We start from the raw sequence: 23,690 nt of genomic DNA on the forward strand, positions 1-23,690 counted from the left end.
CCCCTCATGCCTCTGCCTTGTTCGATTTTTCTAAACGATGATCGTCAGACGTCACACCTTTACTAAACAACTCGTCCAGCCCCAGCACCAGTTCCCGGCTGGGCCTGGCATGGAAAATGCCCCCCTGGGGCATGCCGCGCAGGAAGAGATAGAAGACCCCGCCAAAATGCCGGTCGAAATCGTAGCCCGGCAGCCGCAAGGCGAGCAGCCGGTGCAGGGCCAGCGAATAGAGCTGGTATTGCAGATCGTAGCGATGCTCGCGCATGGCCCGCTCCAGGGCCGGGCGGCCGTAATCGGCGGGGCTCATGCCAAGGTGGTTCGATTTGTAGTCGAGCAGATACCAGCGCCCCTGCCACTCGAACACCAGGTCGATAAAGCCCTTGAGCATCCCCTGCACGGTGGCAAAACCGAGCGGCTTGCCGCCCCGCGACAGGGGGTCATGCTGCTGGCAGAGTGCGGTCAGCGCCGGTGCCGTCACCCGCCCCATGGGCAGGAAGAACTCCAGCTCCACCTGTTTGCGCTCGGGGGCCAGATCCCGCAGCCGCACCGGATCCCCAAGGCCGGTCTCAAGGGGAGTATCCAGCACCGCCTCCACCTGCTGTTGCAGCACGGGAGCCCAGCCTTCGTCGAACCCCTCCTGGGCCAGCAGGGCGGCGATGTGCTGTGCCAGCGACTCACCCCCCGCGTGCTCGAAGTCGATGGTCTCGAACAGGCTGTGGAGCAGGGTGCCGGGACGCGCCCCCTTGGGGAAGGTGAAGATGGAAGGGGCAGGCGCCTCCTCTTCCTGCACGGTGACGGCAGCCTCGGTGGCCACCTCGTCGTCGAAGCCGGGGTTGGCCAGCACCCCCTTGCCGTGGCCGTTGCCCTGGGCCGCGAGCCCGGAGTAGGAGCTGATCCACCAGTCCCGCTCAAGCTGCCCCTGGAACGCGCGCACGCTGGGCTCACCCGGTTTCTCCGCTTCGGCGGGCAGCGGGGCCGGGCGGGTGAGCGAGGGCTCACCGACGGCCACCCCCGGCAGGGCCTGGGCCAGGTCGGTGAGGGCGGTCGCCAGTGTCCCGGCGTCCCCCTCCTCCCCCTTTTGCAGCAGGTAGCCGATGGCGGTGCGGTGCAGGTCGGTCTTCTCCGACTTGCCCGCCCCGGAGCGCACCGGCGCCAGCCCGAGCCAGGTGGCATAGACCCCCCGGGTCAGGGCCACGTAGAGCAGGCGCAAGTCTTCGGCGAGGCGCTCCTTGTCGGCCTCGGCCAGGGACGCCTCGGCACCGGTGAGATCGAGCACGGTGCGATTGCCCGCCTCCCCCGTTTCGTGGAACAGGGGGGTGTCGGCGGCGCGGTGGCTGCAAATGAACGGCAGGAAGACCAGCGGGTACTCCAGCCCCTTGGATTTGTGGATGGTGACGATCTGCACCAGCTTGCGCTCGGATTCCAGGCGAAGTATCTGCTCCCCGTCCTGGCCGTTGGGCTGGCTCACCGCCTCCCCGAGCCAGCGCAGCAGGGCGTACTCCCCGTCCAGCTCGCCGCTCGCCTGTTGCAGCAGCTCGCCGAGATGGAGGAAGTTGGTCAGCCGCCGCTCCCCGTAGGGGCTCGCCAGCAGGGAGGCGGCGAGGTTGCGCCCGTGCATCAGGGCCCGCAGCATGGCCAGCACCCCGTGGCGATGCCAGACCGCGCGGTATCCCATGAACTCCTGCACCGCGCTCTCCCAGGCCCGCTCGTCCGAGGCCAGCGCGTCCAGGGCCCTGGCATCGAGATCGAACAGGCCGGTGGCGAGCGCTGCCCTAAGGCTTCGCTCATCGCTCGGGTTCTGGCAGGCGTGCAGGATCAGCAGGATCTCCCGCGCCTCCACCTGGGCCAGCACGCTCTCGCGGTTCGACAGATAGACGGAGGCGATGGCAAGGCGCGCCAGCTCCTGCTGCACCAGCTTGCCCTCGGCGCCGGTGCGCACCAGCACGGCGATATCCCCGGCCCTGACCGGCTCGCTGCCGAGCATCGCCTTGCCCTCCCTGGCCAGCGTGAGCAGGCGATGGATCTCCGCCGCCGTGGCGCGGGCCATCCTGCTCTGGTACTCCCCCTTGTTGAAGGTGGGCTGACCGGTGAGCTGCCAGCAGTGCAGCACGGGGGCGGTCTGCCCCTCGATCAGCAGTGCCCGGCTCTTGCCCTGCGCCTCCACCGGCAGGAAGGGGATGTCCGCCTCGTAGATGAAGGGATCCTTCGCCCGCTCGAACAGGCCGTTGACCGCCGCCACCAGGGCGCGGCTTGAGCGCCAGTTGCGCCCCAGGGTGTAGTGGGCGCTCACATTTCGCCGCGCCTGGATGTAGGTAAAGATGTCCGCGCCACGAAAGCCGTAGATGGCCTGCTTGGGGTCGCCGATCATCAGGAGCCCCGTGTCCTGGTGACCGCCGTAAAGGCGATGGAAGATGCGGTACTGCTGGGGGTCGGTATCCTGGAATTCATCGATCATGGCGACCCGGTAGGTGGCGCGGATGCGCTCGCACAGCCGCTCCCCCAGGCCCGAGCCGAGCGCCCCGTCGAGATCCCGCAGCAGATCGTCGAAGGAGAGCTGATGGGCCTGGCGCTTGCTCTCCTGCATCCGGCTGCGCACCACCCTGGCCGCCCGCTGCAAGACGAGATCCCGGATGCCGGGTCGGCTCGCCAGCAGGGCGTCTATCTCGCCAAAGAGCGGCAGGGTGGGCACCACTCCCCCCTTCTTGAGGTTCTCCTCCAGCACCTGCTGGCCGAAGCGCTCCAGCTCCTTGGGCAGGACGTAGCCGCTGGTCTCGTCCTGCGCCCAATCGCCAATCTTGGCAAGCCAGCCCTCGTAGTTCTTGCCGGTGTAGCGGCTGATCTGCCCCTCGGTCTGGCGGCGGATCTCGTCCGTCTGCGCCAGCCACCCGGCTTTCACCGCCCCGATGCGGGCCATGGCGACGCTGTGCCGCGCCGCCAGGGTCTCGTCCCCCGCCACCGGGCGGATCTCCAGCTCGTCGTTGTCGAGCCAGCTCCCCATCTCCCGCAGCAGGGCGGCGGGGCTCGGCCAGAGCCTTCGCACCGCCCGGGCCAGGGGCTGATCCACCGGATAGAACTCGGCGCGCCAGTAGTCACTCACCGCCTGCAGCCGGAGCCGGCTGTCGTCGGTCAAAAATTCGGTTTCAAAGAGGGCGCCCGACTCGAAGGCGTTCTGCCTGAGCATCCGCTGGCAGAAGCCGTGGATGGTGAAGACCGCCGCCTCGTCCATCTGCCGCTCGGCGGCCAGCAGGCGACGGGCCGCCAGATCGTGATCCTCCACCTCCACCAGCAGTTGGGCCAGCAGGGTATCCGTGCTGTGACCGCGCATAAAGGCGAGGCGCGCCTCGTGGATGCGGGCGCGGATCCGCCCCCTCAGTTCGGCGGTGGCCGCCTCGGTAAAGGTCACCACCAGGATCTCGGTCACCGACAGGGGCCGCTCGTGGGCACAGGGCTGACCGGCGTCTCCCCCCTCCTCGCCTGCTTGTTCGATAACCGGGCCGTGGCCCAGCAAGAGGCGCAGATAGAGGCCCGCGATGGTATAGGTCTTGCCGGTCCCGGCGGAGGCCTCGATCAGCCGCTCGCCATAGAGGGGAAAACGCAGGGGATTGAGCGGGTTAGCCATTATTGCAACTCCTCCAGCGCCTGATGGAGCGGGGTCAGGTGTTCACGGGCCAGCCCCTGCAACTGGGCCAGCACCTCGTCATCGAGTTCCGGGAAGCAGCGGGCGACATAGACGTCCTGCCCCTCTCCCGTCACCATGTAGCCGCCGTTGAAGCGGGCAAGCGCCGCCTTGTCGGCCTCCTCCGGCTTTGCCGGATCCTTCTCGATCGCCCTGAGCCACTCCCAGGCGGTGCTCGGGAAGAAGGGCTGCGGCCGCTTCATCCCCTGGGTCCAGAGGGCCACCAGGGCCGCCAACCTGGGCCGCGCCTCGTCCGCCGCAAGCCTCGGCAGCCGCAGACTCTGTTTGGCATCGAACAGCAGGGTGTCGCCGGGGGCGCTGCTCAATGAGAGGCAAAGGTGCTGGATCCAGGCCAGCAGCAGATCCTTGCCGTTGAAGCTGCCGGGTTTGACCACCAGCGCTCGTCCCTTCTGGGTGTCTATCCAGCCCTGAAGCTGCCCCTGGGCCAGGGCGATGTCGATCTCCACCGCCTGTTTGTCCCCCGTCCAGGGACGCAGCCGCGCCGCCAGCTTGCCCATCTCGCCGTCGATCTCCTCCAGCAGCAGGCTGCCGAACCACCCTTGCGGCAGCAGGCCGGAGAGTTGCAGCCGATGGCGACGGGCCTCGCTCTTCCCTTCGGTCAGATGGGCATCCAGCAGCAGCGCCTTGAGCTGATAGTGCTGCAGGCCGTCCAGCTCGAAGGGCTCGCTGTCTTCGATGGTCGCCTCCTCCAGCTCGAACCACACCTTGAGGCGGCGGTTGAGGAAGTACCTGGCGGGCTGGCGATAGAAGCGCAGCAGCTCCGCCAGCTCCAGCCCCTGTTCCCTGCCCCACTCCGCGGGCAGGGGCAGATCGCCGCTCTGGAAGTTGGCGGCCCCCCGCTCCGGGCTCAGGGCCGGCAGCCAGTCGGCGGCATAGGTGAAGAGACCGGAGCCGGGTTCGGGGTAAAAGTAGGCCGGGCTGTAGGGGGTGAGGGGGTGCGCCACGATCAGGTGTTCGAGCAGCCGCTGGCCCGAGGTGTCGTCGTCGAGATCTTCATCCCCCGCCAGCACGAAGCCCTGGCGCACGTAGTCGATGAGCTCCGCCAGCAGCACGGAGGGCACCTTCTCGCTGTTGTCCTGGGCGCTGAACCCCTGATAGCTGATGTAGAGCCCCTGCTGGGCACTGAGGAGCGCTTCGAGGAAGAGGTAGCGGTCGTCATCCCGGCGGGATCGGTCCCCGCGCCGCGAGGCCACCGCCATCAGATCGAAGCCCATGGGGGGCAGGGTGCGCGGGTAGACGCCGTCGTTCATGCCGAGCAGGCAGACCTGGCGGAAGGGAATGGAGCGCATCGGCATCAGGGTGCAGAAGTTGACCTGACCGGCGAGGAAGCGCTGGCTGGAGCGGGACTCCCCCAGCACGCTGCCGAGGTAGTCCTGCAACAGGTCGGCACTGATGGCCTGCTCGAAGCGGGCCTCGCCGAGCTGGGCCTGCCAGTCGGTGAGCTGGCTGCGAATGAGCTGGAGCTGGCGCTCTTCATCCTCGTCGGCGAGGTAGAAGCGCTCCAGCAGCGCCAGCAGGCAGGCGTGCCACTCGGCCAGCGGCTGCGCCTGTTGCAGCCGGGGCAGAAACTCCGCCAGGGAGTCGACGAACCAGGCGAGCTTGCCGAGGATCAGCCCCTGCTGCCCCTCGATGTCCGCATAAGGCAGGATCCCCGCTACCGGCTCCCCGTCCCCCATGGCAAAGCCCAGCAGCATGCGCCGCAGGCCGAACAGCCAACTGTTGCCGGACAGACGCGGCAGCGCGAAGCGCTCGGGATAGTCGTCATCCAGCCCCCAGCGGATGCCGGTCTCCTGTACCCAGCGCCGCAGCACGTTGAACTCGTCGTCGTCCAGCTCGAAGCGGCGCAGCACGGCGGGCACCTCCAGGATGGCGAGCAGCTCCCCCGCCCCGAAGCGGGCGTTCGGCAGCCTGAGCAAGGCGAGGAAACTTTGCAGCAGCGGGCTCTCCTGGCTCGCCGCCCGATCGGAGATCGCAAAGGGGATCTGGCCGCGGGCCCCGCCCCGCCCCTTGCCGCCCTCCTTGCCAAAGACGGCCTGGATGTAGGGGCCGTAGCTGTTGACGTCCGGCATCATCACCACCACGTCTTTGGGGGTGAGGGTGGGATCCTGCTCGAACAGGGCCAGCAGCCGGTCGTGCAGCACCTCGAGCTCCCGCATGGGGCCGTGGCAGGCGTGGATCTGCAAAGTGCCGTCATCCAGGCTGACAGGGCTCTTGTGGTGGCTGGCATCGAGACTAAACTCGCCGGCCCCCCGTTCCGCCAGCTCCAGCACGTCTTTCTGGATGGCCCGCAGCAAGGTGACCTTGCCCTCATCGTCGCGATCCTCGATGTCGACGAAGGCCTCGATCTGCGGCACCTCCAGCTCCATCAGCTGGTGCAGGTAGTCGCGCCCCAGCTTGCCCATGGAGGCGAGCAACGGATTGGCGGGGCCCTGCAGGGTCTCGAGATCCGTGCCGGGCTTGAGCTTGTTTTCGAGGCGGGCCAGGGTCTTGCGATCGAGCAAGTCCCCCCAGTAGTAGCGGCAGGGGTTGGTCACAAACAGGTGTACCTCCACCTCGGGGCGGCTGCCGAGGGCCAGCAGGGCCTCCACGTAGCGGGGCGGCAGGGCCGAGATGCCGAACACGAAGACCCGTTGCGGCAGCCTGCCCGGCAGATCCCGGGTGCGCTCCAGCTCGTGGATGAAGGCCTCGTAGAGGTTGGCGCGGTGGTAGCCGCTGGGGCTGAGGGCCAGGGTGCGGGCCACCAGCTCGCGCCAGAGTTCGGGCTGCCAATCCTGACCGCTCACTCCGGCCAGCTCCTGGCTCAATCCTTCCCCCTCTTCCCAGCGGGCGATCCAGTCCGGCCGGTAGACCAGATACTGGTCGAACAGATCCGCCACCTTCTGGCAGAGCTGCCAGAGCCGCACCTGCTCCGGCGCCGCCCCGTCACTGCCCCCCAGATAGGCCGCGAGGGGCGCAAAGGCGGGTCTGCCGAGCAGGGTGGGCAGAATGGTCATCAGGTGCCAGCTCATGGCCCCCTTGTTGTAGGGGCTCTGGCGCGGCACGTCCGCCAGCACCCGGGTGAACATCTCCCAGATGAAACTCGCGGGCAGGGGAAAGTCGATGTTGGCGGCGATGCCGAACGCCTTGGCCAGCTCCAGCTTGAGCCACTGGGCCATGCCGGGACTCTGCACCAGGATCTGCTCCCGATCGAAGGGGTGGGAGAGCGGAGCCTGCCGGATGCGGCTCACCAGCAGCTCCTTGAGCAGATCCAGCTGATTGGAGTGGTAGAGGGTAAACATGGACGACTCCCGCCAATTTCATGAAGAGGGGGTGCGCGGGGGGACATTCTCTGGCATTCCCGTCACGGCACGCGAATCGGGATTGTCGGGGATCGGGGGATAAGATGCAAAAGGCACTTGTGGCGTCCGGACTGCGCGCCGTCACACCGATGACATCCCCGGAGCGCGGGCACAAAAAAGCCGGTGCAGGGCACCGGCCAAAAGGCGTTGGAAAACTTGAAACGTCAGGGTATTACCAGTGCTTGCCGAGGCGGGCATCCAGGCTGAAAGCCCCTGCACCGGCCGCCGCCAGGGCCAGGAAACCACCGGCCACGGAGACGTTCTTCATGAACATCAGCATCTGCATCTGCTCGGCAGGCTGATAGTGGAAGATGAAGGCGGCCATCAGGGTGAAACCTGCCAGCAGCACGGAGAGGCTGCGGGTAAACAGGCCCAGCACGATGGCAAGACCGCCACCCAGCTCCAGCAGGATCACCAGGGGCAGCATGAACCCGGGCACGCCCATGGCTTCCATATAACCCTGGGTACCGGCGTAACCGCCGATCTTGCCCCAGCCAGCCATCACGAACATCAGCGCCAGCAGTACACGACCCACCAGCAGTGCCACATCTTTCATCTTGTCCATCGTCATATTCCTTTGCTTACCATCATGGTATTTACAGTGTAAAAGCTAATTGTTAACTCATTCATTTCGCCAAGATTTTTCTATCAAGGCAGGTCAAACAGCAGGGCTTCACTCCCCCTGGAGGCGGTGAGCACCCAGCTCGACTCGTCGCGGCTGAGCAGCCCGTCGCCGGGTCGGGCAGCCAGACCGTTGCCGGTCAGCTCCCCTGAAATCATGTGCAGGTAACCATGACGCCCTTGCAATGCCCACTCGAGGGTCTCCCCTTCGGCAAGCTGCAGCCGCCATACGCGGGCCTGCTGGCGGATCCTGAAGGATCCCGCCTCGCCGTCCGGTGACGCCACCAGCGTCATCCCGGGCTTGTTTTCAATCTTCTTCTGCTGATAACCCGGGGTCGTGCCGTGTTCATTCGGCTCGATCCAGATTTGCAGCAGGGAGAGCGGCTCGGTCTGCGAGGGGTTGTACTCGCTGTGCCGGATGCCGGACCCTGCGCTCATCAGCTGGAAATCCCCCGCCGGGATCTGCTCGGCGTGGCCGAGGCTGTCCTTGTGCTCTATGGTGCCTTGCAGCACGCAGGTGAGGATCTCCATGTTGGCGTGAGGGTGGGTCGCGAAACCGCCACCCGGCGCCACCCGATCCTGATTGATGACCCGCAGGGCAGAGTGTCCCATCCATTCCGGGTCATAGTAGTGACCGAAGGAGAAGCTGTGACGGGCATCCAGCCAGCCAAAGTTGGCCTTGCCCCGTGCTTCTGCGGCTCTCAATTTCATCATGGTGTGCTCCTCACTGACCAAGTTGGTTCATTAACGCTGGCGACCGTCACCCAGACCGAAGGGGATGCGGTAGCTGCTGCTTTCGTTGCCCAGGCTCACCGTCAGCTTGCCCTGGGTACGGCTCGGGATGGCGACCTGCTGGGTGCCCATCAGGTTGGCGTGGACGGAAGCCAGCAGATCACCGGACTCGTCGCGCACCTCCAGCATGGGGTTGGCCTTGCCGTCCATCGCGGCGGTGGCGCTCCAGTTGACGAACAGCACGCCCGGGGCGGCATTGAAGTCAGCGGGAACGGAAGCCTGGGCGGCACCTGCGGTCATCAGGCCTGCAACGGCCAGCATCTTGATTACGTTTTTCATGTTCATTCACTCTCTTGGGTTTTATGTCATTGCCAAGGCCCCTTGGGCCCGAATCAATGCATCCATGCAAGAGATCATTCAAATACTATGTTGTTCTTTTGCTGACATCAGACATCGTGTTTGGGGATGTCTCAGCCCGGAACTACCTTTTATTTGGCTGCCAGGCGTTCCTGCCTAAGCGTTGATTGAATATTAAAGTGACTTCCCCTAAGTTGTTAGCGAGATAATCTGGTAAACACATTCAAAAAAATTGAAGGTTGGATATGGCCAAGGAATCGAACAAGGAGCGGGCGCTGACCCTGGAGGCGATCCGGGTGCTGGACGCCATTGACCGTCGTGGCAGCTTCGCGGCGGCGGCCGACGAGCTGGGCAAGGTGCCTTCGGCGCTGAGCTACACGGTACAAAAGCTGGAAGACGAGCTGGACGCCATGCTGTTCGACCGCAGCGGCCACAGGACCAAGTTCACCCCGGCGGGCCGCATGCTGCTGGAGCGAGGCCGGGTGCTGCTGGAGGCGGCCGAGCACCTGGTGGGGGAGACCCGGGCCCTCTCCCGTGGCTGGGAGACCGACATCACCATCGCCGTCGACGCCTTGATGCCGGTACAGGCTCTCTACCCCCTGGTGGATCGGCTGGCCGAACAGACCGATACCCGGCTGAGGTTTCGCGCCGAGGTGCTGGCGGGCAGTTGGGAGTGCCTGGAAGATGGCCGCGCCGACCTGCTCATCTCCTCTCTCAATGCCGATATCGCCATGACCGGCATCAAGCACCAGGTGCTCAGGGAGGAGGTGATGCTCTACGTCGCCCATCCCGATCACCCCCTGCATCAGGAACCCGAGCCCCTGGCGGACGAGACCCTGCGCCGCTATCGCGCCATCGCGGTGGCCGACACGGCGCTGCGCAAGCCGGTGCTCACCTACCGCCTGCTCGACAAGCAGCCGCGCCTGACCGTCAGCACCATGGGGGAGAAGCGGGACGCCCTGCTGGCAGGGCTCGGCATCGGCACCATGCCGCAACGCTGGATTGAAGAGGACATCAAGGCGGGCAGACTCAAGGTGATCAGTCCCGAATATCGCCACCAGATCCAGGTCGTGCTGGCCTGGCGGCGAGACACCATGGGCAAGGCCAAGAGCTGGCTGGTGCGGGAGATCCCCAAGCTGTTTGCCGGTCAGGGGGAATAAAGGACTGCCTTCCGGGGTCGGTGGCGCAGGAAGTGCCAAAACTGCGCCCCATTCTTGACGACGGGCTCAGATTCGGAGAAAAGAAAAAAAGCGGACCTCTTGCGAGTTCCGCTCAATGCCAGGAAAGAATAAAACCTTGCGGTTAAAAAAACCCTTAAATTGGAAGCAAACAATCGTTTTCTCAACCAGGAAGGTATTGAATCCGATTCGTGTTGAATTATGTGCGATGTAATATGCATCACCAGCAAAATGTTGAAAGGTTGAAGGATATGCACCACCGAGTGTCATTTTCTGCCACCTTGCACCACAACTGGTCAGGCCATTTCCGCCATTATCACCGGGTTACCCTCCTCTGGTTTTTCTAGGTGTCAAAATTTGAGCCCGATACAGACAAACCACTCAATTTCTGACACGACTAAAAATGCAGATAAAGGAATAGTTGCATGACCTACAGCCAGACACTGGCCAATCATATCCTCGACACCCTGAAGAAAACCCTGACCGACAAGGGGATCCGCTATCAGACCCTGGCAGAAGCCATGGGGGTTTCCATCGCCACCGTGAAGCGCATGATGAACAAGCCCTCCCTGCCGTTCGACACCCTGCTGGAGATCTGCCATCTGGTGGGACTCTCCTTCGAAGAGCTGCTGGACCGGACCCAGGATGCCCAGAGCCGCCGGGCCGTCTTCACCCAGGAGCAGGACGAGGCGTTTCACAAGGAGCCGGGGCTCTATGCCTTTCTCGCCAACATCTTCTGGCGCGACAAGACCCTTATCGATCTCAAGCGGGAGTACGGCCTGACCGATGCCTCCTGCTACCTCTATCTGCGCAAGCTGGAGAAGCTCGGCATCCTGCAGCTTGGCATCGACAACAGCTACCACTTCCTCATCAGCGAGCGCATCAGCTTCGAGCAGCACAGCCGTTTCGCCCGCCAGCAGGCGCGCCAGGCCATGTCGGTGCTGGGGGACTATCTGGTGGAGAACATGCACAGGCCCAACAACTACATGGCGCTGTGCCAGCTCCATCTGGGGGAGAGCGAGGCCATGGCGCTGATCGATCGCATGAAGGAGTACTGGCATCAGGAGCTCAAGCTCAACCGCCCCGCCATCGGCCAGCGGGAGGGCAGCAAGACCTACACCATGTCGCTGCAACTGGCGGACTGCGGCTACCAGAGCTTCGACGATCTGATCCCCAACATCGACAACTGATCCCGGTGGATCCTGCGGGATCCGCCATGTCAGGTCGCCAGAACGCCGCTACTCTGCCAGTTGCACCTGCCGCGCGCCGGTGGCGAGCGGTTGCAGTGCCCGGGTATCCAGGCAGATGCGGATGGCATCCGGTCGCCAGTGCTCGATGTCGCAATCCACCAGCTTCCCCTCCTCGTCATGATTGACCCGCACCAACCGCAGCACGGCGCTCCCCTGGGCCAGGTTGAGGGCGCGGGCTATCTCTCCCCGGGCCGCCGAGGGGGTGATCTCGAGGCTCGCCCAGCCCTGGCCTATGCCATAGCGCTGTCGGTAAAGCTCGGTGAGGGAGCTGGCCAGGGGAGCGCAGGCGATGCCGGGGAAGCGGCTCGCCAGCAGGTGATGGCTGACGTGGAGCACAGGGCGACCGTCGATCAGCCGCTGGCGGCGGATTTCGTAGAGCGGCGTAAAGGGTTCCAGACCCATCCAGCGGCACAACTCGCTGCTGGCAAGCTGGTTGCCATGAGCCAGCACCCGGGTCTCGGCGGTGCGCTGCTGCTCGCCAATCCACTGGTGAAAGTGGGTGTGGATGGCGGGATCGTAGGTGAGGCGAGGCGGCGCCACGAACCAGCCGCGCCGCTCGGCCCGGTAGATGAGGCCGTCCGCCTCGAGGCTGGAGAGCGCCTCCTTGATGGTGATGCGGGTGGTGGCGAATCGCTCGCTCAGCGCCCGTTCGGCGGGCAGCTGCTGCCCCGCCGCCAGGTGTCCGCTGCCGATATAGCGGCGCAGGGTCCGGCAAATCTGTTCGCACTTGGAGGGTGTGCGGCCATCGGCCATCCCCTGTTCACTCAATCGCTCTGTCACTGTCACGTCCCTGTCGGTCATTCGGGTTTGCACACCACTGGAGTAGACCAGAGGTTGTCGACCCCGAGTTGTAACCGCCCCTGATGACAGCGCCATGACAGGGCGATTGTCACGAAACTGCCATCAAAACGCCCCGCCACCGTCATATTTCCCCTCTAGCATCCCTCTCGAACCTTAACTGACCTAGTCCAGAGGGATGGGATGATGAAAAGCGTGATCGCAAGTGCACTGGCCCTGGTGGCCATCAGTCAACCGCTGTTTGCCGCCGAGAACATCGCGGATCTCGAAAAAGCCGCCCGCGGTGAGGGCCAGCTCCAGAGCGTCGGCATGCCGGACAGCTGGGCCAACTGGAAGGATACCTGGCAGCAGCTCGGCAGCATCTACGGCATCAAGCATCAGGATACCGACATGAGCTCCGCCCAGGAGATCGCCAAGTTCGCCGCCGAGAAGGCCAATGCCACCGCCGACATCGGTGACGTGGGCGGCGCCTTCGGCCCGGTGGCGGTCAAGCAGGGTGTCACCCAGCCCTACAAACCCTCCACCTGGGCCGACATTCCCAACTGGGCCAAGGATGCGGATGGCCACTGGATGCTGGCCTATACCGGCACCATCGCCTTCCTGATCAACAAGGATCTGGTCAAGGCCGCCCCCACCAGCTGGCAATCCCTGCTGGGTGGCGACTACAAGGTGACCCTGGGTGACGTGGGCGTCGCCTCCCAGGCCAACAACGGCGTGCTGGCGGCGGCCTATGCCACCGGTGGCAGCGAGAAGAATCTCAAGCCCGCCCTGGATCTGTTCGGCAAGCTGGCCAAGCAGGGCCGTCTGTCGCTGAACGACCCGACCATCGCCAACATCGAGAAGGGCGAAGTGGAAGTGGGGGTGCTGTGGGACTTCAACGCCCTCAACTACCGCGACCAGATCGACCCCAAGAAGTTTGATGTGGTGATCCCGAGCGACGGCTCCGTCATCGCCGGCTACACCACCATCATCAACAAGTGGGCCAAGAACCCCAACGCCGCCAAGTTGGCGCGGGAATACATCCTCTCCGATGCCGGTCAAATCAACCTGGCCCGTGGCTACGCCCGCCCCATTCGCAGCAACGTGACCTTGCCGGATGACGTCAAGGCCAAGCTGCTGCCGGCCGAGCAGTATGCCAACGCCAAGCCGGTGCAGGATCACGCCGCCTGGGAGCAGAGCTCCAAGGCCCTGCCGCGCCAGTGGCAGGAAACCGTCATGATCAACATGCAGTAAGGAGCGGCCAGTGCAACACAAGGTGATAGTGGTACTTGTGGATGGCCTGGCAGCAGAGGTAGCCCATTGCATGGGCTACCTCTGTGGCATGGTGGAGGCAGAGCGCGGCCTGCATACGACCCTGAGTGCCGCCCTGCCCTCCCTCTCCCGCCCTCTCTACGAGTGCATCCTGACCGGCGTGCCGCCGGTGGCGAGCGGCATCACCCACAACGGGGTGAATCGCCTGAGCCAACACGACTCCATCTTCCATCTGGCCCGGGCCGCGGGCAAACGCACCGCAGCGGCGGCCTACCACTGGGTGAGCGAGCTCTACAACCAGAGCCCCTGGCTGGCGGCCCGCGATCGCTTCACTCACGATGAGCAACTGCCCATCCAGCACGGCTGCTTCTACTGGGATGACGGCTACCCCGACAGCCATCTGCTGATGGACGGCGAGTGGCTGCGCAGCCAGTACGACCCCGATTTTCTGCTGATCCACCCCATGGGAGTGGACGATGCGGGCCACCAGTTTGGTCTCGATTCCCGCCAGTACCGCAATCAGGCGCGCCGCATGGACAGCCTGCTGGCCGAGCTGCTGCCCCAGTGGCTGGCAGAGGGGTATCAGGTGGTGATCACCTCGGATCACGGCATGAACAACGACCTGAGCCATGGCGGCACCCTGCCGGAAGAGCGCTCCGTGCCACTCTGGCTCTTTGGCGACGCCTTCGTCGAACGCTGGCCGGATGGTGCCGTGATCCACCAGACCCAGCTCTGCGCCCTGATGGCAGATCTGCTGGGAGTTCCCCACGACAAGCCGGCAGCCCCCCCGCTGCTCAAGGCGGCCTTTATGCGCGAGGTGCACTGATGATGCCTGCCACCACCGAGATCCTCGCGGATCAACAGGTGAAGCCACGCCGGGTGCGCCGCCACTGGCTGCCGGCCCTGGTGCTGCTGCCCTTTGTCCTCTTGATGATCCTGTTCCAGCTCGCCCCCATGGTGTGGGTGCTGGTGGGCAGCGTCCAGACCCCCGATGGCTGGGGTCTCGACCACTACCGGGAGATTTTGGGCTCCCCCTTCTATCTGCAATCCTTCGGCAACTCGCTGCGCATCGCCGGCATCGCCAGTCTGGCGGGGCTTGCCATCGGCACTTTGGGGGCAGCCGCGCTGCGCCACAGCGGCGAGCGGGTCAAACGGGTGCTGCTGGCCTTCGTCACCATGACCGGCAACTTCAGCGGCGTGCCGCTGGCGTTCGCCTTCATCATCGTGCTCGGCATCAATGGCGCGGTGACCCTGCTGCTCAAATCCTGGGGCCTCATCGATGGCTTCAACCTCTACTCGGGCAGCGGCCTTATCCTGATTTACACCTACTTCCAGATCCCCCTCGCCCTGCTGCTGCTCTATCCGGCCTTCGACGCCCTGCAGGATGAGTGGCCCCAGGCGGCCGCTCTGCTGGGGGCGAGCAGGGGGCAGTATGTGTGGCACGTGGCGCTGCCGGTGCTGACGCCTGCGCTGCTCGGCACCCTGATCATCCTGTTTGCCAACGCGGTGGGGGCCTATGCCTCTGCCTACGCTCTCACCACCGGCAACTTCAATCTGGTGACCATCCGGGTGGCCAGTCTGGTCTCCGGCGACATCTTCCTCGAGCCGAATCTCGCGGCGGCGCTGGCGGTGATCCTGATGGTGCTGCTGGGGGTGGTGACAGCCGCCAACCAGTGGTTGCTGAAAAAGAGCTATGTGAACAAGGGGCAATCCCATGCATGATTTGACGCCGCGCTGGCCCAGATGGGTGCTGGGGGCGCTGGTCGCCACCCTGCTGCTGCCGCTGCTGGCCACCTTTCTCTACTCCATCTCCACCCGCTGGGGGGCGACCCTGCTGCCGGACGGCTTCACCCTCGACTGGTATCTCAAACTCTGGGGTGACCCGCGCTTTCTGGCGGCCTTTGGCCGCAGCCTCCTGGTCTGTTTCGCCACCCTGCTGCTGGGGACCCTGGTGCTGGTGCCCACCGTGCTGGTGGTGGCCTACTACTTCCCAAGGCTGGATCCCTGGATGAACCTCTTGATCCTGCTCCCCTTCGCGGTGCCGCCCGTGGTCTCCTCGGTGGGCTTGCTGCAGATTTACGCCGACGGCGTCCTGCCCATTATCGGTACGCCCTGGATCCTGATCGGCACCTGGTTCACCGTGGTGCTCCCCTTTATGTACCGGGCGCTGGCCAACAGCCTGCAGGGGGTGCCGCTGAAAGATCTGATGGATGCCGCCCACCTGCTGGGGGCCAGCAGCGCCCGCGCCTTCCTGCTGGTGGTGATCCCCTGCCTGCACAAGGGGCTGCTGGCGGCGCTGTTTCTCTCGCTCTCCTTCCTGCTCGGCGAGTTCGTGTTTGCCAACATGCTGGTGGGCACCCGTTACGAGACCCTGCAGGTCTATCTCTACAACATGCGTGCCACCTCGGGCCACTTCACCAGCGCACTGGTGATGAGCTACTTCCTGCTGACCCTGCTGCTCACCTGGGCAGCGAACAGATTTCATCGGTGAATCAACATGTTCCATCTAGAAGTGAATCAACTGCACAAATCCTACGGCGACACCAAGGTGTTCGAGGGGATTGAATTCGGCATCCGCAAGGGGGAGCTGGTGACCCTGCTCGGCCCCTCCGGCTGTGGCAAGTCCACCCTGCTGCGGGCCCTGGCCGGTCTCACCCCGGTGGATGGTGGTCAGGTGCGGGTGGCCGGTGAGGACATCACCTGGCAGGAACCCCAGAAGCGGGGTATCGGCATGGTGTTCCAGAGCTATGCGCTCTTCCCCAACATGACGGTGTGGGACAACGTCGCCTTCGGCCTCAAGATGAAGCCCCAGCCGGGGCGGGATCTCGCCGCCAGCGTGCAGGAGGCGCTGGCGCTGGTGGAGCTGACCGGTTTCGAGCGCCGTTATCCGGCGGAGCTCTCCGGCGGCCAGCGCCAGCGGGTGGCGCTGGCCCGGGCGCTGGTGGTGCAGCCGCGGATCCTCTTGCTGGATGAGCCGCTCTCGGCGCTGGATGCCCGCATCCGCCGCAGCCTGCGCCAGCAGATCCGCGCGATCCAGCAGCGCCTCGAGCTCACCACCATCTTCGTGACCCACGATCAGGAGGAGGCGTTGACCCTGTCGGACAGGATCTTCCTGATGAACAAGGGCTCCATCGTGCAGAGCGGCACGCCAGAGCAGATCTATACCCGTCCCGTCAGCGAGTTCGTGGCGGGCTTTATCGGCAACTACAACCTGCTGGGTGGCGAGCAGGCCAAATCCCTGTTCGGCCCGCGCTTTCGCGGCAAGCTGGCGCTGCGGCCGGAGTCCATCACCCTGCTGCCCGCCGGGGCGGTCAGCCACGAGCCCAGCCTGCCCGGCATCGTTCGCCAGCAGCAGCTGCTCGGCAACGTCATCCGCTATCAGGTGGAGTGCGAGGCGGGGCTGTTGACGGTGGATTGCCTCAACCGCCGTGCCGGCGATCTGCTGCCGGTGGGCAGCGCCGTGACCCTGGTGGTGGCCCGGGATCAACTCTGTGAGGTAGCATAACGCCATGAATCCCATTCATTTTTCAGCCAGTTCCCCGATGCTGGCAGCCAACCCGAGGAGCAGCCATGGCCCTGGCACTGTTTGATCTGGACGAGACCCTGATAGCGGGGGATTCCGCCAGCCTCTGGCTGGCGTACATGGTGGCCCAGGAGCTGGCCCCGGCGGGCATGGTGGCCGAGGAGCAGGCCATGATGTCCCTCTACCATCAGGGCAAGATGGACATGCACCAGTACATGGCCTTCACCCTGCAACCGCTGGCAGGCAGGACGCGCCAGTGGCTCGACTCCCTCTGCACCCGCTTTGCCGAACAGGTGCTGCGGGAGCGCCTCTACCCTGAGGGGCTGGCCCGCATCGAGTGGCACCGCCAGCGTGGCGACGAGCTGGTGCTCATCTCCGCCTCCGGCGAGCATCTGGTGGCCCCCATGGCGCAGATGCTGGGGATGGATCACTGCGTGGCCATCCTGCTCGACGAGGAAGCCGGCATGCTGACCGGCCAGACCCGCGGCACCCTGAGTTTTCGCGAAGGCAAGGTGGCCCGCATCAACCAGCTCTTTGCCGGAAAGGAACACCTCTGGCAGGGGAGCTTTGGCTACAGCGATTCCCACAACGATCTGCCCATGCTGCAGGCGGTGAGCCATCCCCATGCGGTCAATCCGGCCCCCGCCCTGCGCCAGTGCGCCGAGGAGCTGGGCTGGCCCCTCTGGACCTGGCAGTTGCACCCTTGATCCGCGCAATGAAGAAGAGGCCCTCAGGCCTCTTCTTTGCTCAACATGCCATCCCCTGAGGGCGAGTCGGCCCGGGGAGCCAGGGGATCCACCATGTAGATGCGATTCTTGCCGTCACCCTTGGCGCGATAGACCTCGGCATCGACCATGGTCAGCAGGCTCCTGGCCCCAAGCCCGGGGGCACTCGCCACCAGGCCGCCGCTGAAGGTGATCCCAAGACCGGGTTCACGCCAGTGCAGAGAGGCCACCCCCATCCTGTACTGCTCCAGCAGCATCTGGCAGAAGTGGATATCCGGATTGGCGAACAGCACCACCAGCTCTTCCCCGCCATAGCGGCATACCCAGCCATGATCCCCCAGCAGCTTGGCGCCAAAGCTGGCCACCCGCTTGAGCACCACGTCCCCGGTCTGGTGGCCATAGGTGTCATTGATCCGCTTGAAACCGTCCAGATCGATCATGGCCAGGCAGAAGCTGTCCTGATCGAGCAGCAGCCGATTCAACCGCTCGTCGAAGAAGCGCCGGTTGTAAAGGCCGGTCAGCTTGTCGAGGTTCGCCTGCTGGCGCACCTCGTGATAATCCTTGCTCACCTCCGCCAGCTCGGCATAGACGTGCCTGAGCTCGCGCATCCCCCCCTGGTGCACCTCGTCAGGCTGGGTCCGGCTGGCCCGGATCACGGTGGAGATCTCGTCCAGCATCCGCCTGAAATAACGGGACCAGATCAGTGCCAGCACCATGTAGAGCACGCTGGCCAGCACGATGGTCCCGAGCACGTTGAGGGAGGCGCTCGCCACCACCGCCTGGATGCTGGAGGCAGGCAACACGCTGATCAGCACCCAGTTGTGGTCCGGCAGACGGCTGTAGGCCACGAACTGGCGAGACGCCTGATCCAGGAAGATGCCGTCCTCCCCGCTGAAGCGGGAGAGCCAGGTCGGGTGGGTCATGGGCTTGAGCAGTTGTGAGGGATCGGGGTGGGCCAGCACCTTGCCCGACTGGTTGACGATCATCTGGTAGCCGCTGTTCCACTGCCGGTTCAGCTGGGCGGAGAAGGGGGCCAGGATGGCATCCACCGCGAAGACCCCCCGCACCTTGCCCTCCTTGTCGGTGATGGCCCGCGCCAGGGCGATCACCAGCGTGCCGTTGGTGTAGTCGTAGTAGGGTTCGGTCCAGACCATCTTGCCCACATGCTGGCTGGCCAGCTGATACCAGGGGCGCACCCTGGGATCGAAGTCCGCATCCGCCTGCCATTCGGGGTAGATCAGCATCTGGCGCTCGGCGGTGCCCACATAGATGTAGATGAGATCCGCCATCACCCCCTTGTAGAGGCGCCACTCCCTGAGATAGGAGTCGGTGTTGCGCAGACGGGGGCCGCTGATGTCCTCTACCTTGACCTGGTCGTAGATGAGGGAGAACTGACGCTCCATCTCGTTCAGGTAGGGCTCGATGAAGACGTGGCGCAACTGGTGATTGGTGGCGAGCAGGCGCTGTTGCAGCTCTCGCTGCAGGCTGCGCTCCATGTGCAGGTAGTAGATGGCGCCCAGCATCAGGACGGGAATGAAGAGCAGAAGCAGGCCCAGGCGCATCCGTGCCACCAGGGACCAGGTCTTTTTGGAGACTGCTCGCTTATCCAACCCTGACTCCATGCTATCCCCTGACATCGTGTAGTGTCAGAATATCAGCCCCACCTGATGGCGTCCAAAGGGAAGCGCATCAGGTGGCCAACGAGAAGGAACTGGCCTGGATGTTGAAACCGGAACTGCTGACTGCCCTCCATTACTGCGCCGTGATCACCCTGACCGGTGCCATCACCTCGGAGTATTTCCTGTTCCGGCGCGGCATGTCCATCGAGCAGGTGCGCAAGCTGCTGCTGGCTGACAGCCTGGCCGCCCTGGCCCTGCTGCTCATCTTCATCACGGGCGTGCTGCTGGTGGTCGCCCATCCCCAGCCACCGGCCATCCTGCTTGCCAATCCGGGTTACCGCACCAAGCTGCTGATGTTCTTCGCGATGGCCATCAGCTTTGGCTATCCCAGCCGGCTGTTCCACCACTGGCGCCGATCCTTGCGCCAGGGACGGGCTCCCCTTGTCTCCACCCAGCAGCAGTTCTGGGTGATCTGGATCCTTAGGGGCAACCTGCTGCTGCTCGCCCTGCTGCCCCTGCTCGCCAAGCTGGCCAGCCGCTGATCCTGCCCTCGCCCGGCAACAAATGGCTGACGACAAACGCCCCTTCTCGCAGGTATCGTAATGGCGGGGCCCGAGTGCCGCCGAGACTCTTTCTCAGGGATGATTCCGTATGCGTTCAAACATGATGTTATTGATGGCCGCCGCCATCTGGGGGCTGGGCTTCGTTGCCCAGCGTCTGGGGATGGATCACATGGGGCCCTTCACCTTCAACGGCCTGCGCTTCCTGCTGGGCGCCCTCTCCCTGCTGCCGCTCTTGTGGTGGCTCAAGTCACGCCAGCCGCCCCAGCCTGCCGGTGATCACCGCCTGCTGCTGACCGGGGGCCTCATCGCCGGCACCGTGCTCTTCTCCGCCGCCTCCCTGCAACAGGTGGGGCTGCTCTACACCACGGCCGCCAAGGCGGGCTTCATCACCGGCCTCTACATCATTCTGGTCCCCGTCATCGGCCTGGCCCTGCGCCACAAGACCGGGGCCAACACCTGGGTAGGCGCCCTAATCGCCATGGCCGGGCTTTACTACCTCAGCGTCACCGAGGAGTTCACCATCGGCTACGGCGATCTGCTGCAAGTGATCGGGGCCCTGTTCTGGGCCGTGCATCTGCTGGTGCTGGATCACTACTCGAACCGGGTCGCCCCCATTCGCCTTGCCGGGGTGCAATTCGTGGTGTGCGGCCTGCTCAGCCTGGCCACGGCCTTCGTCATCGAGACCCCGACGGCGAGTGGTGCCGTGGCGGGCTGGCAGGCGCTGCTCTACGCCGGTCTGGTCTCGGTCGGCATCGGCTATACCCTGCAGGTGGTGGGGCAGCGCGGTGCCCATCCGGCCCATGCCGCCATCATCCTCAGCCTGGAGACGGTGTTCGCCGCCATCGGCGGTGTCTTGCTGCTGGGGGAACATCTGGACGAACGGGCTGTGGTCGGCTGTGCCCTGATGCTGGCGGGGATGCTCATCTCCCAGATCCGCCTGCGCTGGTGGTGGAAGTCCCGCCGCAACAAGGTGCCCAGCCAGCCCTGATATCTGCGGTGGTCATGGACCCCAAATAAAACGAGGCGCCCTTGGGCGCCTCGTTTTATTGCCGCCTGCCTAGCGCACGCTGGAGCAGAAGCTCACGTCATCGCGCAGCGGGTCATTGCTCACGCTGTGATAGAGCTCGAAGCAGGGGCCGTCCCCAAAGGCGAGCCCGGCCGCGACGATATCGCCGATGTGCTCCTGCCAGCGCTCCCCGTACTGGCTGCGATCCGTGATGAGATAGCGGGACTGGGCGTAGCGCCCGGCGGGGATGAGCTGAATTTCCACCTCTCCCGAGCCCTGGGTCCCCACCGGTACGCTGATGCCGATGTCGGTGCGGCACTGGGCCGGCGGCGTCACCTCGGGGTTGTCGTGGTAGATGAAGATCCACTCTCCCCCTTCCAGGCCACGGGGCGCGGCCCACTGGTGAAGGCGATGGCAAACGGCGTCATACCCTTCGCCATAGGGGCCGGTCACGCGGATATAGGCCAGGGTGCGGGCGTCCATCTCGACGGTGTTCATGGTGTTGCTCCTTGCTGATGAGTGGCCTTCAGCATAAGGGAGTGCCCCTTGCCATGCGTGTCCTTCCTTGCGATCCAGGTGTCCGTTCTTGCCCTTGTCGCGGCGAAACGCCCCTGGGGTGCAACCATAGTGACGGCGAAACGCCTTGGCGAAAGCCTGGGAGCTGCCAAGTCCCGCCCCCAGAGCGATGGCGGTGACGCTGGCATCGGTGTAGCAGAGCTGCCAGGCCGCCCGCTGCATCCGCAGGCGGCGGCACATCTCGCCGGGGGCCTCCCCCACCACGGCGGTGAACACCCGGTGGAAATGGTAGAGGGAGAGGCAGGCGCGACTCGCCAGCGCCTCGATGGAGAGATCCGGATCCTGCTCCAGTGCCCGCAGCACCGGCGTCAGGCGCTCGCGATAGTCGATCATCGGCGCACCCTGGCCATGTAGAGGGCATCCACCAGCACCCCATGACGCAGGCCGTAATCCCGGGCAACGCCCTCCTCCACAAAGCCCGCCTTGCGATAGAGGGCCAGGGCCGCCTGATTGTCGGCCCAGACCGTCAGCTCCACCCGCGTCAAGCCGAGCCAGTTGTCCGCCAGATCCAGCGCAGCCTGCATCAGGGCGGTGCCCACCCCGCGCCCGGCCCAGTCATCGTGTACCGCCATGCCGATGCTCGCCACGTGGCGGCGACGGGGGGCCGGCTCCACCATCAGGACCAGCGCGCCCGCCACCTCCCCCTCGCACTCCGCCAGCAGGCTGTAGATGCCATCCCGCGGGGTCAGCTTCTGCTCCCACTGCTGCAGGGAGGGGAAGGGAAGTTGCAGGGTGCCCGCCTGGGCATGGGGCATGGCGTGAAGATCCCGCAGGGCGGCGGCATCTTCCGGCCCGGCGCGGCGAATGGTGATGGACATGAGACCTCCTGATTGGCTGAATCCCATCTTGCCGCAAGGCTGGCGTCTGTTTCCACTCCCATCAGCGAAACCAATCAAAGGGTTAGGCACACTCCATTGGAGCCGATCCCCCACTTCCCCTAGTCTGGCGACTCATCACAAGGAGACCCGCCATGACCGACAAGACCCTGCGCAGCGCCAACGGCGCCCCCGTCGTCGACAACAACAACAGCCTCACCGCCGGCCCCCGCGGCCCCGTCCTGATGCAAGACATCTGGTTGATGGAGAAACTCGCCCACTTCGACCGCGAGCGCATTCCCGAGCGGGTGGTGCACGCCAAAGGCTCGGGCGCCTACGGCACCTTCACCGTGACCCACGACATCAGCGCCTTCAGCAAGGCCGACCTGTTCAACGCCGTCGGCAAGCAGACCCCGGTGTTCCTGCGCTTCTCCACCGTGGCCGGTGAGAAGGGCGCCGCCGACGCCGAGCGCGATGTGCGCGGCTTCGCCCTCAAGTTCTACACCGAGCAGGGCAACTGGGATCTGGTGGGCAACAACACCCCGGTCTTTTTCATCCGCGACCCCCTGAAATTTCCCGACTTCATCCACACCCAGAAGCGGGATCCGCGCACCAACCTGCGCAGCGCCACCGCCGCCTGGGACTTCTGGTCACGCCACCCGGAATCCCTGCATCAGGTCACCATCCTCTTCAGTGATCGCGGCATTCCCAAGAGCCTGCGGGAGATGAACGGCTACGGCAGCCACACCTTCAGCTTCATCAACTCGGCCAACGAGCGCTTCTGGGTCAAGTTCCACTTCAAGACCGAGCAGGGCCACCGCTTCTACACCGATGAAGAGGCGGCCACCGCCGTCGGTCAGGACAGAGAGACCAGCCAGGCGGATCTGTTCAACGCCATCGAGCGGGGGGACTTCCCGCGCTGGAAGGTCTATGTGCAGGTGATGCCAGAGGCCGAAGCCCAGACCTACTCGATCCACCCGTTCGACCTCACCAAGGTGTGGCCCCACAAGGACTACCCGCTCATCCCGGTGGGCGTGCTGGAGCTCAACCAGAACCCGGACAACTACTTCGCCCACGTGGAGCAGGCCGCCTTCACCCCGGCCAACGTGGTGCCCGGCATCGGCTTCTCGCCGGATCGCATGCTGCAGGGGCGGCTCTTCTCCTACGGTGACACCCAGCGCTATCGCCTCGGCGTCAACCACGGCCTGCTGCCGGTCAACGCCCCGCGCTGCCCGTTCCACCACGGTGCCCACCGCGACGGCGCCATGCGGGCGGACAGCAACGGTGGCGCCAGCCCCAACTACCAGCCAAACCGCTTCGGCACCCAGCAGCCGAGCGAGCAGCACGAACCGGCCCTGAGTCTGGAAGGGGCTGCCCTGCACTACGATTTTCGTGACTACGACAGCGACTACTACAGCCAGCCGGGGGATCTCTTCCGCCTGATGGACGAGGGACAGCGCGCCCGCCTCGCCGCCAACCTGGCCCGCTCCCTCATCAATGTGGAGGATGACGCCATCGTCGCGGCCCAGCTCAGGCACTTCGAGCAGGCCGACCCCGAGTACGCCAAACGGGTCGAGCTGGCCCTGGCCGCTCTGCAGCGCTGAGTCGCAGGCAGCCAACCTCTGCAAAAGCAAAACGGGG

At 64.9% G+C, this 23,690-nt stretch carries 20 protein-coding genes; 11 read left to right on the forward strand and 9 right to left on the reverse strand.

Annotated features, from left to right (window positions below; translation table 11 throughout):
• Positions 1–4: 4 nt before the first annotated feature.
• The 5 genes from recB to AB5Y93_RS06470 all read right to left on the reverse strand — a co-directional run bounded on the left by recB (position 5) and on the right by AB5Y93_RS06470 (position 8,733).
• The gene (gene recB, locus AB5Y93_RS06450) at positions 5–3,619 is read right to left on the reverse strand and encodes an exodeoxyribonuclease V subunit beta (RefSeq protein WP_368229014.1); all 3,615 of its coding nucleotides are present in this window, start codon (positions 3,617–3,619) and stop codon (positions 5–7) included.
• The gene (gene recC / locus AB5Y93_RS06455) at positions 3,619–6,975 is read right to left on the reverse strand and encodes an exodeoxyribonuclease V subunit gamma (RefSeq protein WP_368229016.1); all 3,357 of its coding nucleotides are present in this window, start codon (positions 6,973–6,975) and stop codon (positions 3,619–3,621) included. The genes recB and recC overlap by 1 nt, the downstream gene beginning before the upstream one ends.
• A gap of 232 nt (positions 6,976–7,207) precedes the next feature.
• Positions 7,208–7,600, reverse strand: coding sequence for a DoxX family protein (locus tag AB5Y93_RS06460; RefSeq protein WP_043154976.1), 393 nt, complete (start codon positions 7,598–7,600; stop codon positions 7,208–7,210).
• Positions 7,601–7,683: 83 nt separating this feature from the next.
• The gene (locus AB5Y93_RS06465) at positions 7,684–8,370 is read right to left on the reverse strand and encodes a pirin family protein (protein ID WP_010675910.1); all 687 of its coding nucleotides are present in this window, start codon (positions 8,368–8,370) and stop codon (positions 7,684–7,686) included.
• A gap of 30 nt (positions 8,371–8,400) precedes the next feature.
• The gene (locus AB5Y93_RS06470) at positions 8,401–8,733 is read right to left on the reverse strand and encodes a hypothetical protein (protein ID WP_041211883.1); all 333 of its coding nucleotides are present in this window, start codon (positions 8,731–8,733) and stop codon (positions 8,401–8,403) included.
• A 257-nt stretch (positions 8,734–8,990) separates the two neighbouring features.
• On the opposite strand from AB5Y93_RS06470, the gene AB5Y93_RS06475 reads away from it, so the two are divergent.
• Positions 8,991–9,905, forward strand: a complete 915-nt coding sequence (locus tag AB5Y93_RS06475; RefSeq protein WP_010675912.1) for a LysR family transcriptional regulator — start codon at positions 8,991–8,993, stop codon at positions 9,903–9,905.
• Between the two features lie 443 nt (positions 9,906–10,348).
• Positions 10,349–11,113, forward strand: a complete 765-nt coding sequence (locus tag AB5Y93_RS06480; protein ID WP_010675913.1) for a helix-turn-helix transcriptional regulator — start codon at positions 10,349–10,351, stop codon at positions 11,111–11,113.
• A gap of 48 nt (positions 11,114–11,161) precedes the next feature.
• On the opposite strand, the gene AB5Y93_RS06485 is transcribed toward AB5Y93_RS06480, so the two are convergent.
• Positions 11,162–11,974, reverse strand: a complete 813-nt coding sequence (locus tag AB5Y93_RS06485) for a UTRA domain-containing protein (RefSeq protein ID WP_368229017.1) — start codon at positions 11,972–11,974, stop codon at positions 11,162–11,164.
• A gap of 183 nt (positions 11,975–12,157) precedes the next feature.
• Here AB5Y93_RS06485 and AB5Y93_RS06490 point away from each other — a divergent pair, with 183 nt between their 5' ends.
• From AB5Y93_RS06490 to AB5Y93_RS06515, 6 genes are all read left to right on the forward strand, one after another.
• Positions 12,158–13,204 carry an ABC transporter substrate-binding protein gene (locus tag AB5Y93_RS06490; RefSeq protein ID WP_010675915.1) on the forward strand — a complete coding sequence of 349 codons (1,047 nt, stop codon included), beginning with the start codon at positions 12,158–12,160 and terminating at the stop codon, positions 13,202–13,204.
• Between the two features lie 10 nt (positions 13,205–13,214).
• On the forward strand, positions 13,215–14,048 hold the full coding sequence (locus AB5Y93_RS06495) for an alkaline phosphatase family protein (protein WP_368229019.1): 834 nt from the start codon (positions 13,215–13,217) through the stop codon (positions 14,046–14,048).
• A complete protein-coding gene (locus AB5Y93_RS06500; RefSeq protein ID WP_368229020.1) occupies positions 14,048–14,944 on the forward strand; it encodes an ABC transporter permease in 897 nt (298 codons plus the stop codon). The genes AB5Y93_RS06495 and AB5Y93_RS06500 overlap by 1 nt, the downstream gene beginning before the upstream one ends.
• The gene (locus AB5Y93_RS06505) at positions 14,937–15,713 is read left to right on the forward strand and encodes an ABC transporter permease (protein WP_368229022.1); all 777 of its coding nucleotides are present in this window, start codon (positions 14,937–14,939) and stop codon (positions 15,711–15,713) included. The genes AB5Y93_RS06500 and AB5Y93_RS06505 overlap by 8 nt, the downstream gene beginning before the upstream one ends.
• Positions 15,714–15,719: 6 nt before the next feature.
• Entirely contained in the window at positions 15,720–16,727 is a 1,008-nt protein-coding gene (locus AB5Y93_RS06510; RefSeq protein WP_368229024.1) for an ABC transporter ATP-binding protein, read from the forward strand.
• A 65-nt stretch (positions 16,728–16,792) separates the two neighbouring features.
• Positions 16,793–17,452 carry an HAD family phosphatase gene (locus tag AB5Y93_RS06515; RefSeq protein WP_201970239.1) on the forward strand — a complete coding sequence of 220 codons (660 nt, stop codon included), beginning with the start codon at positions 16,793–16,795 and terminating at the stop codon, positions 17,450–17,452.
• A gap of 23 nt (positions 17,453–17,475) precedes the next feature.
• On the opposite strand, the gene AB5Y93_RS06520 is transcribed toward AB5Y93_RS06515, so the two are convergent.
• Complete coding sequence (locus tag AB5Y93_RS06520) at positions 17,476–19,080, reverse strand: diguanylate cyclase (protein WP_319892280.1); 1,605 nt, start codon at positions 19,078–19,080, stop codon at positions 17,476–17,478.
• 110 nt (positions 19,081–19,190) lie between these two features.
• On the opposite strand from AB5Y93_RS06520, the gene AB5Y93_RS06525 reads away from it, so the two are divergent.
• Positions 19,191–19,631 (forward strand): DUF2214 family protein, encoded by a 441-nt coding sequence (locus AB5Y93_RS06525; RefSeq protein ID WP_039040139.1) that lies wholly within the window; start codon positions 19,191–19,193, stop codon positions 19,629–19,631.
• 109 nt (positions 19,632–19,740) lie between these two features.
• Positions 19,741–20,640: a DMT family transporter gene (locus AB5Y93_RS06530; RefSeq protein WP_042864813.1), complete on the forward strand. Its 900-nt coding sequence runs from the start codon at positions 19,741–19,743 to the stop codon at positions 20,638–20,640.
• A 69-nt stretch (positions 20,641–20,709) separates the two neighbouring features.
• Here the strand turns inward: AB5Y93_RS06530 and AB5Y93_RS06535 are convergent, their stop codons facing one another.
• Together AB5Y93_RS06535 and AB5Y93_RS06540 are read right to left on the reverse strand one after the other, a co-directional pair.
• On the reverse strand, positions 20,710–21,567 hold the full coding sequence (locus tag AB5Y93_RS06535) for a helix-turn-helix domain-containing protein (RefSeq protein ID WP_319873117.1): 858 nt from the start codon (positions 21,565–21,567) through the stop codon (positions 20,710–20,712).
• Positions 21,564–22,052 carry a GNAT family N-acetyltransferase gene (locus AB5Y93_RS06540; protein ID WP_128296524.1) on the reverse strand — a complete coding sequence of 163 codons (489 nt, stop codon included), beginning with the start codon at positions 22,050–22,052 and terminating at the stop codon, positions 21,564–21,566. The genes AB5Y93_RS06535 and AB5Y93_RS06540 overlap by 4 nt, the downstream gene beginning before the upstream one ends.
• 152 nt (positions 22,053–22,204) lie before the next feature.
• Here AB5Y93_RS06540 and AB5Y93_RS06545 point away from each other — a divergent pair, with 152 nt between their 5' ends.
• Positions 22,205–23,653: a catalase gene (locus AB5Y93_RS06545; RefSeq protein ID WP_368229026.1), complete on the forward strand. Its 1,449-nt coding sequence runs from the start codon at positions 22,205–22,207 to the stop codon at positions 23,651–23,653.
• Positions 23,654–23,690: the final 37 nt, after the last annotated feature.

The organism is Aeromonas sp. R10-1 (assembly GCF_040908465.1).
Lineage (GTDB): Bacteria > Pseudomonadota > Gammaproteobacteria > Enterobacterales > Aeromonadaceae > Aeromonas > Aeromonas caviae.

Excerpts from the sequence above, each read along its gene's own strand:
- recB (WP_368229014.1), bottom strand. The coding sequence starts at position 3,619 with ATGGCTAACCCGCTCAATCCCCTGCGTTTTCCCCTCTATGGCGAGCGG.
- recC (WP_368229016.1), bottom strand. The coding sequence starts at position 6,975 with ATGTTTACCCTCTACCACTCCAATCAGCTGGATCTGCTCAAGGAGCTG.
- AB5Y93_RS06460 (WP_043154976.1), bottom strand. The coding sequence starts at position 7,600 with ATGGACAAGATGAAAGATGTGGCACTGCTGGTGGGTCGTGTACTGCTG.
- AB5Y93_RS06465 (WP_010675910.1), bottom strand. The coding sequence starts at position 8,370 with ATGATGAAATTGAGAGCCGCAGAAGCACGGGGCAAGGCCAACTTTGGC.
- AB5Y93_RS06470 (WP_041211883.1), bottom strand. The coding sequence starts at position 8,733 with ATGAACATGAAAAACGTAATCAAGATGCTGGCCGTTGCAGGCCTGATG.
- AB5Y93_RS06475 (WP_010675912.1), top strand. The coding sequence starts at position 8,991 with ATGGCCAAGGAATCGAACAAGGAGCGGGCGCTGACCCTGGAGGCGATC.
- AB5Y93_RS06480 (WP_010675913.1), top strand. The coding sequence starts at position 10,349 with ATGACCTACAGCCAGACACTGGCCAATCATATCCTCGACACCCTGAAG.
- AB5Y93_RS06485 (WP_368229017.1), bottom strand. The coding sequence starts at position 11,974 with ATGACCGACAGGGACGTGACAGTGACAGAGCGATTGAGTGAACAGGGG.
- AB5Y93_RS06490 (WP_010675915.1), top strand. The coding sequence starts at position 12,158 with ATGAAAAGCGTGATCGCAAGTGCACTGGCCCTGGTGGCCATCAGTCAA.
- AB5Y93_RS06500 (WP_368229020.1), top strand. The coding sequence starts at position 14,048 with ATGATGCCTGCCACCACCGAGATCCTCGCGGATCAACAGGTGAAGCCA.
- AB5Y93_RS06505 (WP_368229022.1), top strand. The coding sequence starts at position 14,937 with ATGCATGATTTGACGCCGCGCTGGCCCAGATGGGTGCTGGGGGCGCTG.
- AB5Y93_RS06510 (WP_368229024.1), top strand. The coding sequence starts at position 15,720 with ATGTTCCATCTAGAAGTGAATCAACTGCACAAATCCTACGGCGACACC.
- AB5Y93_RS06515 (WP_201970239.1), top strand. The coding sequence starts at position 16,793 with ATGGCCCTGGCACTGTTTGATCTGGACGAGACCCTGATAGCGGGGGAT.
- AB5Y93_RS06525 (WP_039040139.1), top strand. The coding sequence starts at position 19,191 with ATGTTGAAACCGGAACTGCTGACTGCCCTCCATTACTGCGCCGTGATC.
- AB5Y93_RS06530 (WP_042864813.1), top strand. The coding sequence starts at position 19,741 with ATGCGTTCAAACATGATGTTATTGATGGCCGCCGCCATCTGGGGGCTG.
- AB5Y93_RS06535 (WP_319873117.1), bottom strand. The coding sequence starts at position 21,567 with ATGATCGACTATCGCGAGCGCCTGACGCCGGTGCTGCGGGCACTGGAG.
- AB5Y93_RS06540 (WP_128296524.1), bottom strand. The coding sequence starts at position 22,052 with ATGTCCATCACCATTCGCCGCGCCGGGCCGGAAGATGCCGCCGCCCTG.
- AB5Y93_RS06545 (WP_368229026.1), top strand. The coding sequence starts at position 22,205 with ATGACCGACAAGACCCTGCGCAGCGCCAACGGCGCCCCCGTCGTCGAC.